The organism is Methanolobus vulcani (assembly GCF_006546655.1).
GTDB lineage: Archaea > Halobacteriota > Methanosarcinia > Methanosarcinales > Methanosarcinaceae > Methanolobus > Methanolobus vulcani_A.
In genome coordinates this window covers 185,023-201,266 of sequence record NZ_VIAQ01000019.1, presented here as the reverse complement: position 1 = coordinate 201,266, position 16,244 = coordinate 185,023, and the positions used below count along the sequence as shown (strand labels likewise).

Below are 16,244 nucleotides of genomic sequence, written 5' to 3'. Positions count from 1 at the left end.
TCATGTCTTTAATGATTTAAAAGATTGTGCATTCATGCCAGGATTTCATCCAGCAGGAACGGTGGGTAAAATACGCCTTTCTCTGTAATCACTGCAGTGACATTTTCCATTGGTGTAGCATCGAATGCAGGGTTGTAAACCTTGACATCCGCAGGTGCAATCTGTGCATCCTTGAAGAAGCGAAGCTCATTTGCATCTCTTTGTTCGATGGTGACAGTATCTTCCCAATTGTTCGGATCAAAAGTTGATATTGGTGCAGCAACGAAGAATGGAATCTCATGTTCTCTTGCAAGGACTGAGTGTGTGTAGGTTCCTATCTTGTTGAACACTGCATCTCCTGTAATCCTGTCAGCTCCGACAATCACTTTGTCCACCATGCCTTTGCTCATGACATGCCCGGACATAGAGTCAGAAATGAGTGTCACGTCGATATTGTCCTGCATGAGTTCCCATGTTGTTATTCTGCCACCCTGGTTAAGTGGTCTTGTCTCACAGGCAATGACCTTGATATCTTTACCTGCCTCAACAGCAGAGCGGATAACTCCAAGTGCGGTTCCCCAGTCAACACATGCCATCTTTCCGGCATTGCAGTGTGTCATAACAGTGTCACCATCTTCAAGCAATTTAGCTCCATATTTGCCAAGCTTTTTGTTAGTCTCCACGTCCTCATCAGCGATGTTCTTAGCTTCAGCCAGCACTACATCCTTGATACCGCTGAGGTCGTATGCATCTGAGATTGCACCTATTGTCCTGTCAACTCCCCATGCAAGGTTAACTGCTGTAGGCCTTGTTGCCTTGATGGTTTTTGCAGCTACATTCAGATCTCTTATGAGTGCTTCCATATCACTTGCACTGCTCAGGGTTGCGGCAAGTGCGATACCATAGGCACCGGCAGCTCCAAGGGCTGGAGCACCCCTCACGCGCAGGGATTTTATTGCCTCACAAAGGGAAGCAAGCGTTTTACATTCAATGACCTTGTACTCCATCGGAAGGAGTGTCTGGTCTATCATTACGATTGAATTAGAGTCATCATTCCAGTCTATGGTTCTCATGCTATCTGCCTCTCTAAATGTCAGAACCGGGATAAAAATGTAAAGGTTGAAGTTAAATCCTCCATTTTATTCAGGACAAATGGTTCATTTGCCTTTCATTTATATACTCTCTATTCGTATTATCAGCCAATGCAAAAACCCCTGATAATTCACGACCCGGTACATAAGACTATCATACTCGACGAGTTCGAGCAGATGATTCTAAATACAAAACATGTCCAGAGGCTAAGAAATATTCAGCAACTTGGACTTGTGGATCATGTCTATCCGGGTGCCAATCATACTCGTTTTGAGCACAGTATCGGTACTATGCATATGGCATCCATCATAGGTCGTTCACTCTCACTTGAAGAAGAAGAAGATATTCGCAAAATAAGGCTTGCAGGACTTCTTCACGATGTAGGTCATTCAGCATTCTCGCATGCAGTGGAGAATGTGCTCAAACGTAATCCTCAGTTGCAGCCGGTAATCGAGGGGAAGAAGTTCATAAAGCACGAGGCTTTTTCTAGAGATATCATTTCAAGGATACTGCCTCAGGATAATTACATTGCAGGCTATGTGGAATCTGAATTTGCTACAGATGCATTCGACTTTTTTGATGAAATATCAAAGATAGCAACCGGTGATTCACATTCCATTTCAAAACCGTATCTTGCACAGGTTATTGCAGGTGATGTGGATGCTGACAGAATAGATTTCCTGCTGCGTGATTCATATCATACTGGTGTGTCCTTCGGACTTATCGATGTGGATCAAATAATCAGCAGTCTAATCATAAAGGATGAAAATATCGTTCTTGGAAGTACGGATGGTTCCACCTATGGAAATGATATGGCATTAACTGCTGCAGAATCCATGCTTATATCCCGTGCCCATCACTATACTGCAATAATTCATAATCCAAAGACACAGGCCGCCAGGGTCATGCTGCTCTACGCACTTGAAGATGCTCTTGAGCAATTCAAAAACAAATCAGGAACGGATGCAGCAAAAGATGAGATTGTCCGCTTTTTCACGGAATATAATGATAACGACCTGCTCAATTTCATAAGGTCAAATGCATCTGAAAAATCACTTTCTTTACTTGATAATCTCCGTGAAGGCAGGTTGTATGGACCCGTTGCAAGGCTCAGTCAGAAGATACTCAGGCCATCAACCCGGATGTCGCTTTCAACAATTGCCCGGCATGGCGTGGCTACAAAAAGACTTGAAACAAGGCTTGCAAAGGAACTTGGTGATGTGCTTGTGGATTTGACAGTTGCTTCGGGTGTTCCAAAAAGCATGCGTGTTGCAATGGATGATGAGGATGGCTTCTTCTATGATGAATCTGCACTTGCCAATGGTCTGGTCCGTGCAATATCGCGCCAGCTCTCACTTACAGCATTTTCACATCCTGATGTTGTCATCAATAAAGATTCATCTGCTGTACTCTCAGAACTTCGCAGGATTGTCGATGATCTTTCTCCAAGACTTCTGCATTATACAAGGGAGGATCAGTATCTTCCTATCGAGGGTATAATCCTGCTGTTCTATGCAGTTCACAGTATTTTCGTGGACGAAAAACCGGGATTTGTTTCAATTCCAAGGCTAAGGCACATAACATGGCTCTACCGCACTATTCAAAAACTCGGTACTTTCCCAAGACTCAAGAATCTCTTTGATTACTCTTTCCATGATAGGTATGGTTTCCCGTATTCTGAAAAGGTCTTTGAGGATATCCAGGTTCTTGTTGCTATGGGTATCGTTGACGAGGATCTTCGTTATTATGAAAAAGATGGAAGGTTCCGGCAGAGTTATGAATATGTGCTTACATGGGAAGGGGTTGAATATGCAGGCACACTTGCAGATGCATATCGTCCTGAATTTGAGGAAATGATGTCTCATCTTTCAATGGTCAAACATTCTATCAAAAGGGATATAGTTACTATCCCTTCAAACAGGTATGTAGCTAAAAAACGGTCCATAGGTGTAAAATAATGTTAACAGGCGAGTTGGTTTTGCTGAAGACCTCCCACAGGGACAGGGTCAAGGAGTTCATTGCGAAAGTTTCCGATGACCAGTTGCACACGAATTTTGGAATAATTGAGCTGTCATCTCTTGTGGATAAGGAGCCAGGGGACACAGTTGTATCTCACATGGGTCAGGAATTCACAATTCAGCGTCCCAAAATGCCGGATTTCTTCCGTCATGCAAAAAGAACCGGGGCTCCTATGATGCCAAAGGACATTGGCATGATCATTGCTTATACCGGTCTTAACAAGAATGATGTTGTGCTCGATGCAGGCACCGGTTCCGGAATACTCACAATGTACCTTGGTTCTATTGCAAAAAGAGTTGTCACATACGAGGTGAATGAGGAATTCATGAAGGTCGCAGCTAAAAACGTGCAGAGCGCTGGTCTTGATAATGTGGAACTCCGCTGTGGTAATATTGTTGATGAGATAAAGAACATCGATGAAAAGTTTGATGTTATAACTCTTGATACACAGAATACCAAGGACGTTATTCCTAATGTAAAACGTGTACTTTATCCAGGTGGTTTCATTGCAACGTATTCTCCTTTCTTTGAGCAGACAAAGGAAATACGTGATGCACTTGATGCTGAAGGTTTCGATGAAGTTACAACAATGGAATTCTCTGAACGGGAAATTTCATTTTCGTCAAGAGGAACTCGTCCTTCTACGTCAAAAGTAGGGCATACAGGCTTTATAACAATAGCAAGAGCCTGAATGATTTTTATTTTTTAATTTGATCCAATTTTGAACTTACCTTACACCTTCATTGGTGATGGTAAACTCACAGGTGCCGCCTTCGGGAAGTGAGCGGTGTTTCCAGAGTTTTGCACGTCTCTTGCTATCTCCTGTCTTTTCAAGCTGGATAATAGTTTTTGAGATGTGCTCTATTCCACTGCCGCCTATGGGTCTTACGCCACCTGCCATATCGCTGTAGACCTGGTTTGTCATGACAGCAACTATTCTGTGTTTGCGTGCAATGGCATGTATAAGTCCTATCTGGTTTGCAAGCTCTCTTCTTGTCCTTATTCCTGATTCTTCCTGGTCAAGCTCGAACCTGTAAAAAGCAGTTGCGGAGTCTATGAGTATCAGTCCCACTTTGTCTGATATGAGCTTCTCGATCTCTTTTACTGCTGCATATTGTTCTTCAAAATTATGAGGTTCAAAGATAATTATCTGCTGGGCTATCTCTTTAGCATTCTCTCCGGCAATCTGCCTGAACCTATCCGGTGAGATTGCTTCAGTATCTATATAGATAGCTTTTTTTCCTTTTTTGACACATTCCACTGCAAGCTGGAGGCACAGATTTGTTTTTCCGCTTCCTGGTTCTCCAAATATCTGTGTGACTACGCCTGCCTCAAATCCTCCGCCTAAAAGATCATCAATAGGCTTGCAGCCGGAACTTAGTTGTTTAGTTATCTTTACACCTCTTGCTAGGATTATCTGCTATAATAGGGTTTATAATATACATCTTTTGGCACCGTTGGTGCATTTTTTCTTTTATGCGTTTTTCTTTTTAGGCTCCGTAGAACACTGTATAATAATCCAATGCTTATTGAAGTCATGCTGCTGATTCTACAAAATTTCTGCGAAGAAAATATTCTGGGGTATTATGTAAATTATTTTGCTATATCTTGTGGGAAAACGTCGGTTTTGCCGGACCCTTTAGGATTACTTAAGTTATTTATGAACTTTTAGTTTGTTTTTTATTTCTGTGTTTTTTCTCAAAATGGCTTCTTTCTGTTTGGGCCAACTTGGTAGTAATCATGTATGTTTCATCCACTTGATCATATTTGTTTATTGTGTGTTTCACATTTGATAACAATGCTGGTGTGATATACTCGATTATATATTCAAATGCAGTTTGAAAAACCATTATTAAGCTAAAACCCATTTGTATAATTTACCTTCTGGAAACAGGAGTTTCGATAACTGTAATGTCGGATGTGTGCGTTTTTCAATCTGGCATTGCTGTTCCTCTCCAGAATGGGACTAATATAATAGTTTATTTATATACAATCGAGGGACGCGAGAAAATGGTTGAAGTGGTTATATATACAACACAGACTTGCCCGAAATGCGAGCAATTAAAAAAGGTACTTAAATCGAAGGGAGTTGCATTTGCAACAGCAGATATGTCTACTCCTGAAGCTTTGACCGAACTAAAATTCAATGGTGTTTTCACCATGACTGCCCCTGTACTCCAGATCGGCGATGAGTTTTTAACTCATAAGGAACTGTTCAAGGGTCCTGACGTGAACCTGGAAGCATTGGGTAGCATACTTTAAGTGCAATTTAATTAAGGTGGGAATAATGGACGTATGTGCTACTAATATTAAGGAAAAGGTCGAACTTGAAAATGCAGAGTTGGGAACTGACATGCAGGTTTGCGCAGAGGAAGACGAAAGGACAGATACCAGTATGACAACACTCACAAAACAGCATGCTATACAGAAGACACTCGATGGTCATGATATTTCTATAATGCCTAAGGTGCGTACCACTGCAGGGCATATGGTGGACTGGGATCGCAGTATCATTGTGGACCAGTTGTTAAAGGAAACAAAACTTGCTGAGAGATTCCACGGCAAGCCTGGAATCGAAAAGGACGCAGCACTTGACATTGCAAAAGATGTAGAGCGCCGTATCAGAAGCCTTGATCTCAAATTCCTTTCAGGTCCGCTTATCAGGGAAATCGTCAATATGGAGCTCTTGCAGAGAGGTCATGTTGAATGGAGGAATATTTCTACCAGAATAGGTACTCCTGTATATGATGCATGTGAGATTGATCTTGGAAGCGGCTTTGAGGCAAATGACAATGCAAACCTTCAGGAAAATGCAGAAACATCTCACAAGAAGAAGGCAGATAAGATCTCAAAGGAACAGTATCTTCTTCTGTTGCCACCAAAGCTTGCAGATCTCCACCTTAATGGTGACCTTCACATTCACGATCTTGAATATCTTGGAACCCGTGCATTCTGTCAGGACTGGGATCTCAGGTATTTCTTCTACTATGGTCTCATGCCAGACGGTTCAGGTGCCAAGGCAAGTGTAGCTGGCCCTGCAATGAAGGCAGAAGTTGCAATCCTCCACGCAGTGAAGGCTCTGGGAAGCGCCCAGACAAACTTTGCAGGTGGTCAGGGATTCTATAATTTCCTTACATTCCTTGCTCCATATCTTGAGGGTAAGACTTACAGTGATGTAAAACAGCTCATGCAGATGTTCGTGTATGAGATGACCCAGATGATGGTAGCCCGCGGCGGACAGGTAGTATTCTCCTCAGTCCAGCTTTCTCCAGGTGTGCCAAAGCTCTGGAAGGACAAGCCAGCTGTTTACAAGGGACGTGTCCACAATGGCGAGAACGGTACTCAGGAACGCACATATGGTGAGTTTGAGCGTGAGGTCCGTCTTGCATTCAAGGCACTCATGGATGTAATGATTGAGGGTGACAACTGGGGTAAGCCTTTCAATTTCCCAAAGCCTGAGATTTCCATTGAACCTGACTTCATGCAGGAGGATGAGTTCTTCAACAAGGCACATCCTGATCTGCCAGGTTATGAGGAACTCTATGACATGACCTTCGAACTTGCAGCAAAGTTCGGTACTCCATATTTCGATAATCAGTTACCAGAATACAGAGGTGCAGGAGAGGGCATATCCTGCTATCAGTGCTGTGCATACCAGTTCTCAGCAAATGCTGATGCAGATGACAGTTTTGATGATAAACTCCTGTTCAAGGATGGAAAACATTTCTCAATGGGTTCCTGGCAGGTAGTATCTCTTAACTGCCCACGAGCAGCATACAGGGCGAATGGGGATGATTCTGCTCTGTTTGCTGATCTCAAACAACTGATGGATCAGTGTATAACTCTGTTCAAGACAAAGCGCAACTGGATGGAGAATATCATTGAGAACAACAGGATGCCATTTGCAACACAGAGGCCAAAGGACCCTGTAACAGGTGAGAAGGGATGTGTTGCAGTGGATATTGATTCACTTGTATGCACCATCGGTGTTGTAGGTATCAATGAAATGGTCCAGTACCACACTGGTTCAGAGTTGCATGAATCAAGAGATGCATTCAAGTTTGCAATCAGGGTAATGACTGAGATGGAAATGTACGCACATGAGCTCAGTCAGAAGTACGGCCTTGAGATCGCTCTTGCACGTACGCCTGCTGAAACTACAGGTCAGAGATTCTCAGTATCCGACATGCTCCATGATGAGTACAGGGACTGTGTACTTGAAGTTGTCAAGGGTGACAAGGAAGCTGCTCTTGCAAATCTAAGGAAGACTACTGATCTTCCGGTATACTACACCAACGGTACTCATGTACCACCTGGAGCTAATGTCTCACTTATTGACAGGATAAACATCGAGCATGTGTTCTTCCCGATCGTTGACGGAGGAAACATCTGTCACATCTGGATGGGTGAAGGTTCACCTGATGCAAAGGGACTTAAGGAATTTGCAATGAACATTGCAAGGAACACTCAGATTGGTTACTTTGCTTTCACCAAGGATATGACTGTGTGTCTCAATGACTTCCACATGATGTCAGGTCTTAAGTGCACATGTGAGAACTGTGGTTCCACCAATGTCGAGCAGATGTCCAGGGTAACCGGATATGTGCAGGCAGTAAGTGGCTGGAACAATGGTAAGAAGCAGGAACTTGCGGACAGGATGCGCTATGGTTCTTCAGACATGATCTAAATCTGGGAATATGAAAGTAAATTATGGGAACACTGTTCCCATATCAACAGTAGATTGGCACGGAAAGGTGTCAATCGTCTTCTTTTTACGAGGATGTCCTTACAGGTGTCCTTATTGCCAGAACCATGAGCTTCTTTTTGAAAGCAACATGGTGGAAGCTTCCGTACTTGAAGCAGAGATGAAGGAGTCCCGGCCTTTTGTCAGCAGCGTGGTTTTCTCAGGCGGAGAGCCTCTGATGCAAAAGGATGCTGTGATCCATCTTGCAAAATACGTCAAAAAGATAGGTCTGCTCGTCGGCATCCATACCAACGGCTATTATCCTCATGTAATGGCCGAACTGATCAAAGAAGGGCTTGTGGACAAATTCTTCATCGATGTGAAAGCTCCGCTAAGTGATGCTGAAAAGTATGCAAAGGCAATCGGGTGTATGGATTATAGTGACATTCATATTGATCCACAAAACGTGGTTGAAAGAGTTTGTGAATCCATTAATCTTGCTCTGGAAAAGAATCTTGAACTCGAACTGAGAACAACAATCATAAGGGATTTCATGGGAAGTTCCGATGAAGTCTCGGAAATTGCAAAATCAATTTATGAACTTACCGGTAGTCGTGAACCTGTTTATGTCCTCCAGCAGGGTTTTGGAGAAAATGCAATGATGGAATCGCTCCGGGATATAAAGCCGTTAAGCAGGGATGAACTTATTGAGCTTGCGGATGTTGCCCATGAATTCCTTGACAATATATATGTCAGAACAAAAGAGAAAGGCAACGAACGGCTTAACTTCGAATCAGATTGAAGTTTAAACAATTTTTTAATACTTTCCTGTCAATCATTTAATTATACTTTAAAAAGGTGTGATTAAATGAATGCAAAATTCAGTAGCATTGCAGTACTAATTATTTTACTTGCAGCTACTTTTGTATCTGGCTGTGCGAGCAGCTATAAAGAATCCTCTGTGCAGTCTGCTGATTACATGGCTGTTGAAGATTATGATGATTCATATGCAAGAAACGCTGTTATGGATGAGTCCGGATATACTGACTATGGAGATGCTTCAACTGATTCAGTTGATCGTAAGACAATAACCACTGTGGACATGACAATACAGGTTAGTGATGCGGCTAAAGGTGTTGATGAAATCTCTAAAATGGCGGTAGCTTCAGGTGGATATGTATCCAGTTCCTCTATCTACGATTCATATTATGATTCATACGAAGGCAAAAACGGATACATCACTGTCAGGATTCCTGAGTCCGAATACTCATCTTTCCTTGAGGATGTAGCTGAACTGGGTGAAGTGACAGGTAAGAGTGTAAGTGCACAGGATGTTACAGAAGAGTATATTGATGTGAGTGCACGTCTGGATAATCTTGAAAGACAGGAGACTCGTCTTCAGGAAATCCTTAATATGACTGAAACCGTTGAGGATGTCCTGGCAGTTGAAAAGGAACTTGAAAGGGTTCGTGGTGAGATAGAGAGTCTTACAGGAAGGCTCAATTATCTTGATGATAGGATTGAGTTTTCAACAATTAATATCTATGTGACCGAACCAAGGCCAATAACCCGTTCATGGGGTATAAGGGATGCAGTATCTGAATCGGTAAATGGTTTCATATCAATGGTCAATGCCTTGATAATATTAGTTGGCTATTTGCTGCCACTGGTGATTGTTTTGATATTCTTTGGTGGAGCTGGTCTGTTTATCAAAAGGAGGATTAGAAGATAGATTTTTTAGTCGGACTTTTGTTTTAAGCTGGTATTCAACTGCCAGCAAAACTAATTTTTCAGTTTTGAGTATTAAGTTTTAAACAACTCATCTTAGTCAAGTAGTTATATATAGCACGTTAAAATAGCAGATACTATGAATGATCCTATTTCCGTATCCGAACTTGGTGAACGTCCTCTGATAAGTCGTTTATCCGGTGTTTTCGGTTCAGTTTATAATCCTGATGTTCCTTTGGGTGCAGGGCCTGATGACTGCGCCGTTGTCGATATTTCTGAAAATGAGTATATGGTGATAACAACGGACATGTTGCACCGCAAAACAGATTTTCCTCTTTGCATGACTCCGTGGCAGATTGGATGGATGTCTGCTGCTGTTAATTTCAGTGATGTTGCATCAATGGGTGCCAGGCCGATAGGTTTTCTCTCAGCTATGGGTTTTTCTAAAGATACTGATCTTTCATTTGTTGATGAGATTTCAAGAGGAATGAATGATTGTGCAAAATTTTGTGGAACTTCTGTTATAGGTGGTGATATTGACACCCATGATGAACTTACCATCACCGGCACAGCTCTTGGAAAAGTAAGCAAATCGGAACTTTTGACACGAAGGGGTGCAAAGCCTGGTGATTTTATCTGTGTGACTGGTTTTGCAGGTTCTGCCGGAGCTGCACTGCATGCCCTTGAAAATAATATAGATATTCCTGATAGTCTAATGAATAGGCTTCTTGAACCGATTCCCCGGGTGAATGAAGCTCAGGAACTTGCCCGTACAGGTGCCGTGACTAGCATGATGGACACAAGTGATGGGCTGGCAATGTCACTTCACGACCTTGCTAACCTTAATACTGTAGGTTTCACAATTAATGAGGATTCTCTCCCTATGCAGCAGGAAATCGCAGATTTTGTAACGACTGAACGCTCAGAGCTTACTGATTTTGCACTTTATACAGGTGGTGATTTTGAGCTACTTTGCACAGTTTCTCCTGATATGCTGGAGGTGGCCCAAAGCGTATGTTATTTAAATGTTATAGGAAATGTAGTTGACCGGGAAGTTGGTACTGTCCTTAGGTGCTATAGCGGAGAAAACCTGACGATAAATCGAAAAGGTTATCTGCAATTGGGGAATTAGATTAGGCAGGATTAGTTTACGATATTTAATCATACAGTTTAATTTAAGATTTAAGGAAGGTTTAGAATGCGAAATAAGCTTAAATTTATTATATCTAGTTCACTAATTTTCATACTGCTTACTGGTCTGGCATTAGGTTTGCCCGGTCCGGTAACAGGTCTTGGTGCAAGTTCTACTGGTTCTAGTTGGATTTATTGGGAATGGAATAACCCTGGTGACGCTGATTTCAACGAAATAGACATTTACATTGATGATTCATATGTAATTACTCTGGATAATTCTACAGAATTCTACAATGCTACTGGATTTTCAGAGTCAACTTCTCATAAAATAAGTACTATTACAACAAATTTAACAGGAGAGAGTGACCCTGCTTCATGGGCCAATGATACAGCTGAGACTGCTGCAGCAGGAGATACAACTGCTCCCGATTCTGTAACAGTGACAGGTACTTCAAAAGGTGACACTTGGATTGAGTGGAGCTGGACCAATCCTATTGATTCTGATTTTGATGGTACCATGATTTATTTAGATGGTGTCTTCCAAATAAATCTTTCCAGCAGTGATGATTCTTACAATGCCACTGGGCTCAGTGAATCCACTTCTTATAAAATAAGTATTAGGACATTTGATACCTCTGATAATATCGGTGACTGGATAAATAATACCGTGGAAACAAATGCGTCAAGTGGATCAGATACAACTGCTCCCGATTCTGTAACAGTGACGGGTAATTCAAAAGGTGACAGTTGGATTGAGTGGAGCTGGACCAATCCTGGAGATTCTGATTTTGATGGTACTATGATCTATCTTGATGGTGTCTTCCAAATAAATCTTTCCAGCAGTGATGATTCTTACAATGCCACTGGGCTCAGTGAATCCACTTCTTATAAAATAAGTATTAGGACATTTGATACCTCTAATAATATCGGTGACTGGATAAATAATACCGTGGAAACAAATGCAGCTTCTTCCTCATCCAATCCACCAGTTGCATCTTTTGACACAAATGTAACTGAAGGTACCGTTTCGTTAACTGTAATGTTTAACGATACCTCTACCAATAGTCCAGATGAATGGTACTGGGATTTTGGTGACAGTGAGACTTCAACAGAGCAACATCCAATACACACATTCGATACAGTTGGAACTTACAATGTGACTCTGAAGGCTACAAATGGTGACGGAGACGACACAACTGATGCAACAACCATCACAGTGTATTCAAAGACCTATTACACCGGTGACAGGATTTGGGACGAGAATGCAAACCAGTCAGAGGATAAATATATCTGGGATGCAAAGTCTTTCTCAGGATTCTTCTACGATCTTGAATCCGGTTTAAGTTCCGAGAACATGACAATCTATAATATCGACCGTTCACTTGGTGAAGGTGACATTGTTTATCAGACACGTCCTGTTGAGACTGATTTCGAGTACTCGGATTGGGGATCATATCAGGTAATTGGATTTATGGCAGAGAAATACTTTGCAGGCTATACAGATGATACAGACATCGACGATGCTGACGAAGTAAGTATGATGTCTTCCGGTCAATTATCAAAGGTTCTCATTGATAGTGATGATGAAGAGAGAATATATTCGGGTTCCTCACTTGAACTCGAAGAAGGATATGAACTCAATATTGTTGAAGTCGATGTTAATGGGGACAGTGTATACGTAACTCTCACAAAAGATGGTGATGATCTGGACTCTGGAGTCGTAGAAAGTGGTGATGATTATATCTACAAAGACGACCTTGGAGATGCAGATGATGTTGTTATAGTCGCTGTGCATGTAAACAGGGTATTCTCCGGTATAGAATCCAATGCTGTTTTCTTAGATGGTATATTCCAGATTTCAGAGGACTATGAAGATCTCGATGATGGAGAGAGTTTTGGTGAAATGGAAATCACTTCTATCAGTGATGACCTGATTGAAATGGAGAACGATGGTACCGTTTCTCTTTCTAAAGGAAATGACATCAATCTGATGGGCAGTATTAACCTGATAGTTGCTGATAATAGTGATCTCAGATTTGCTCCATACGTGGATATGTCAGAGCCTGGAACATACGAGCTCCGTGGTACTGTTGCCGAAGAAAGTGATCTTCTTACATGGACTCCTCTGAACTTTGAAGGATTCTATTATGATATCGATGAAGGTATACAGACAGAAACACTTGAGCTGACTAAAATTTCCGGAAGGACAATCGATGATGGTGACCTCGTATATACAAGCACAGCTGATTCGGTTGATTTCGAATATTCCAGTTGGGGAACATTCAATGTAATTGGATTTATGGCTGAAAAGTACTTTGCAGGTTACGAAGACGATACTGTTGTTGATGAAGTAAGTCTGCTATCAAACGGTATGCTTTCTAAGGTTCTGATTGACGATGATGATGAAGTTTCAATATTCTCTGGTAATTCACTTGAACTTGAAGAGGGCTATGCTCTTGAGATAGACGAAGTAGATATCAATGGTGATAGTGTTCTTATCGTACTGACTAAGGATGGTGATGAGGTTGATACTGATGTCATCGATGCAAATTCCGATTACGTCTATAAAGAAGATCTTGGCGATGCTGACGATGTTCCTATCATAATAGTTCACTTCAACAATGTCTTCTCTGGTAGAGAATCCAATGCTGTTTTCATAGAGGGTATATTCCAGATATCTGATGACTATCTTGAACTTGAAGATGGAGATAGTTACGATGAAATGGAAATTACAAGTTTCAGTGACACTTCAATTGTAATGGAGAACGAGGATTCTATCTCTCTTAGCAAAGACAAGGATATCACACTGATGGGTGAAGTAGGAATAATGGTTGCAGATTCAAGTACACTCAGGTATTATCCCTACGTTGAAGAAACAAGTTCAACATCCTACACTTTAAATATTGAGCTTAGTGATTCTACAGTTGCCATGGGAGATGACGTTACGATAACTGTAACTGCACGTGGTGCAACCATTGCCGATGCAACCATTAAACTGGATGGTACAACTCTTGGAACCACAGATGATGACGGTACTTATGAATATTCACCTTCAGAGGCAGGAGAATTTGAAATAACTGCTGTAAAGTCAGGTTATACAACAGGTTCAGAGGACATCGAGGTCATCGACGAGGATGATGAGACCCGTGCCATGAGCATTGAAGTATCTCCAGATGATGTGTACGAGGGTTCATCAATGACGATCTATGTCTTGGCTTCAATAGGTGGCGATGCTATATCAGGTGCATCAGTGACATTTGATGGTAGTTCAATAGGTACTACTGATAGTGATGGAAGTGTCACTTATACTTCAACTGAAGCAGGAACTCACACAATTGGGGCTACAAAGTCTGGCATGAATGATGCAGAGATTGATTTCAAAGTAAATGAACTGGCTGCAGAATTCGACTTCAGCAACCTGGAAATACTCCCCGAAGAGATAAAACAGGGACAGGAAGCAACAATCACTGCTGATGTTACTAACACAGGTACTGCCGAAGGTTCCTACAATGTTACACTTGCTGTAAATGACGTAGTTGTAGATTCTCAGACAATAACACTTTCCATTGGTGATTCTACAACTGTTGAGTTCACTCACGAAGAAGAAGAACCTGGCACCTATGAGGTTCAGGTGGGAGATCTTACAACAACCTATGAGGTTTTTGAGAAATCCGGTACTATCTGGTATGTACTTGGAGCAATTGGTCTTGCAGCTGTAGGTGGAGCCGCATATTTGTTCACAGCAGGTGGATGGACAGTAGAAATAGCACAGGCAAAGGCTGCTGAAGCAATAGAAGCAGTTAAAGAGTTGATCGGGAAATAACCGATAACTCTTTTTACCTTTTTTATTTTTAGTTTTAAATCTTGTTATGCTCTGAGTTAGCTAATTTTCTTAGCTACAAGTTCGATAGCATCAAAGAGACTGTTCTTTGGCATAATGGTTGCAACAGGTATCCTCAGTATTTTTTCTACTGTAGGGCTTACTATAGGTGCACATACAAGGGCTTTTGCTCCATCTCTTTCGGCACGCACAGCTGCAATAATAGCTTCTTCCATGGAAGTCGCAGAATACTCTCTAATAGTGCAAAGGTTTCCGCATATTTTTCTTTTAGTTTCACTTATGTTGTCAAGTACCGGTCTTGCAGCGATTACCGCAATGAATTCTCCCTTTTCCGAACCTTCCAGTCTTTTTACTGTTTTGATAATTTGTCTCAATGTCTTGACATTAGGTTCTCTTTTTCCTGACATGATTTTATAGAGTGTACTGGCAGGAACGCCAGCTTGCTCAGCGAATTCCGCCATATTCAAATTCAAGTCTTCTTTTATAGTAGTAGAAAGGATTCTCCTAAAATCGTCATCAGATTCAAAAACAGCATCTATTATCTTATCTACAGTGCTTATTCTTTATCCCCCTGCATATCAGCTGCCCAGTTGGGCAAATATAATCTCATCATTATCCTCATTAGGGTATATATCTTGCGGATTGTAGAAATATATATAATATATAGGCTCATGCAAACAAATTATCTAACATTATTATAGGTGGTAATGTGAATCACACAAAGACAATTAAATTAGCTTCTACTTTATTTCTTGTGATTGCACTTGTCCTTGCTGTATTCGTATCAGGATGCACAGAGGACACTGCTGATCAGGAAGAAGAGCAGGCAGATGCCATTACTGAATTAACTTTTGGTTATCAGCCAAGTACACATCAGATTGCATATATGACTGCCAGGGAAAAAGGCTGGTGGCTTGAAGACCTTGAACCTTATGGAATAGTATCTATCGATGACAAGGAATTTGCCACAGGCGCACCTGAGATGCAGGCTATGCTTGCAGATGAGATCGATGTGGCATATGTTGGTGCAGCTCCTGTTATCGCTGCTCTTGCAAATGGTCTTGATGCAAAGATTGTAGCTGCTGTTCAAATTCAGGGTTCAGACCTTGTACTCAAAACCGATCTTTCTTATGAGGGTCCGGAAAGCCTCAGAGGACTTACCATAGCAACTTTCCCTGCAGGAACCATTCAGGATACTCTGTTAAGGAACTGGCTGAAAGAGAATGGAATCGACCCTGATAATGATGTGGAAATCAAAGGAATGGGCTCTGGACCTGCAATAACCTCTCTTACAGCAGGTGAGGTAGATGCAGTATTCCTTCCTCATCCAGCACCAACAATTATCGAGAGTGAAGGCACTGGCAGATCAGTTGTATCTTCAGGAGAAATGCTTCAGAATCATGCATGCTGTGTGGTTGCTGTAAGCGGAGATCTCATAAGAGAGCACCCGGACATTGTACAGCAGATAGTTGAAACCCATGTTCGTGCAACTGAATATAACTCAGAGAACCTTGGTGAAGCAGCACAGATTTATGCTGATGCTTATCCAGACCTGGGTCTTGAACTGGTAAACAAATCACTTACAGATTGGGATGGTTCATGGATATCAGATCCAAGCCTCATAGTCAACTCAACAGTGGACTATGCACAGGTTCAGTATGAACTTGGATACATAAGTGAGCCTCTCACGCAGGACGATATATTTGATCTGAGCTTCTATGAGGCTCTGGATCAATAATCTTTTTTTTTGATACTAACTTATATAAT

General features: G+C 41.7%; 12 protein-coding genes. 9 read left to right on the top strand and 3 right to left on the bottom strand.

All coding sequences use genetic code 11. From position 1 onward, the window contains the following. Positions 1-32: 32 nt before the first annotated feature. A complete protein-coding gene (locus FKV42_RS12280) occupies positions 33-1,052 on the bottom strand; it encodes an S-methyl-5-thioribose-1-phosphate isomerase (RefSeq protein WP_154810571.1) in 1,020 nt (339 codons plus the stop codon). 129 nt (positions 1,053-1,181) lie between these two features. Between FKV42_RS12280 and FKV42_RS12275 the strand changes: the two genes are divergently transcribed. Further along, complete coding sequence (locus FKV42_RS12275) at positions 1,182-3,029, top strand: HD domain-containing protein (RefSeq protein ID WP_154810570.1); 1,848 nt, start codon at positions 1,182-1,184, stop codon at positions 3,027-3,029. Further along, the gene (locus FKV42_RS12270) at positions 3,029-3,781 is read left to right on the top strand and encodes a tRNA (adenine-N1)-methyltransferase (protein WP_154810569.1); all 753 of its coding nucleotides are present in this window, start codon (positions 3,029-3,031) and stop codon (positions 3,779-3,781) included. The genes FKV42_RS12275 and FKV42_RS12270 overlap by 1 nt, the downstream gene beginning before the upstream one ends. A gap of 36 nt (positions 3,782-3,817) precedes the next feature. On the opposite strand, the gene radB is transcribed toward FKV42_RS12270, so the two are convergent. Beyond that, positions 3,818-4,483 (bottom strand): DNA repair and recombination protein RadB, encoded by a 666-nt coding sequence (radB, locus tag FKV42_RS12265; RefSeq protein ID WP_154810568.1) that lies wholly within the window; start codon positions 4,481-4,483, stop codon positions 3,818-3,820. A gap of 617 nt (positions 4,484-5,100) precedes the next feature. Between radB and FKV42_RS12260 the strand changes: the two genes are divergently transcribed. From FKV42_RS12260 to FKV42_RS12235, 6 genes are all read left to right on the top strand, one after another. Next, positions 5,101-5,352 (top strand): glutaredoxin family protein, encoded by a 252-nt coding sequence (locus tag FKV42_RS12260; RefSeq protein ID WP_154810567.1) that lies wholly within the window; start codon positions 5,101-5,103, stop codon positions 5,350-5,352. A 133-nt stretch (positions 5,353-5,485) separates the two neighbouring features. Continuing rightward, a complete protein-coding gene (nrdD, locus tag FKV42_RS12255; RefSeq protein ID WP_230375710.1) occupies positions 5,486-7,777 on the top strand; it encodes an anaerobic ribonucleoside-triphosphate reductase in 2,292 nt (763 codons plus the stop codon). Positions 7,778-7,787: 10 nt separating this feature from the next. After that, on the top strand, positions 7,788-8,576 hold the full coding sequence (locus tag FKV42_RS12250) for an anaerobic ribonucleoside-triphosphate reductase activating protein (RefSeq protein WP_154810565.1): 789 nt from the start codon (positions 7,788-7,790) through the stop codon (positions 8,574-8,576). A gap of 66 nt (positions 8,577-8,642) precedes the next feature. Continuing rightward, complete coding sequence (locus FKV42_RS12245) at positions 8,643-9,506, top strand: DUF4349 domain-containing protein (RefSeq protein WP_154810564.1); 864 nt, start codon at positions 8,643-8,645, stop codon at positions 9,504-9,506. 135 nt (positions 9,507-9,641) lie between these two features. Continuing rightward, positions 9,642-10,634, top strand: a complete 993-nt coding sequence (thiL, locus tag FKV42_RS12240; protein ID WP_154810563.1) for a thiamine-phosphate kinase — start codon at positions 9,642-9,644, stop codon at positions 10,632-10,634. 66 nt (positions 10,635-10,700) lie between these two features. Continuing rightward, positions 10,701-14,459, top strand: coding sequence for an S-layer protein domain-containing protein (locus FKV42_RS12235; protein ID WP_154810562.1), 3,759 nt, complete (start codon positions 10,701-10,703; stop codon positions 14,457-14,459). Between the two features lie 56 nt (positions 14,460-14,515). Here FKV42_RS12235 and FKV42_RS12230 read toward each other — a convergent pair whose 3' ends face one another. Beyond that, positions 14,516-15,037, bottom strand: a complete 522-nt coding sequence (locus FKV42_RS12230; RefSeq protein WP_154810561.1) for a helix-turn-helix domain-containing protein — start codon at positions 15,035-15,037, stop codon at positions 14,516-14,518. A 149-nt stretch (positions 15,038-15,186) separates the two neighbouring features. Here FKV42_RS12230 and FKV42_RS12225 point away from each other — a divergent pair, with 149 nt between their 5' ends. Then, a complete protein-coding gene (locus FKV42_RS12225) occupies positions 15,187-16,215 on the top strand; it encodes an ABC transporter substrate-binding protein (protein ID WP_230375696.1) in 1,029 nt (342 codons plus the stop codon). The last annotated feature ends 29 nt before the right edge of the window (positions 16,216-16,244 follow it).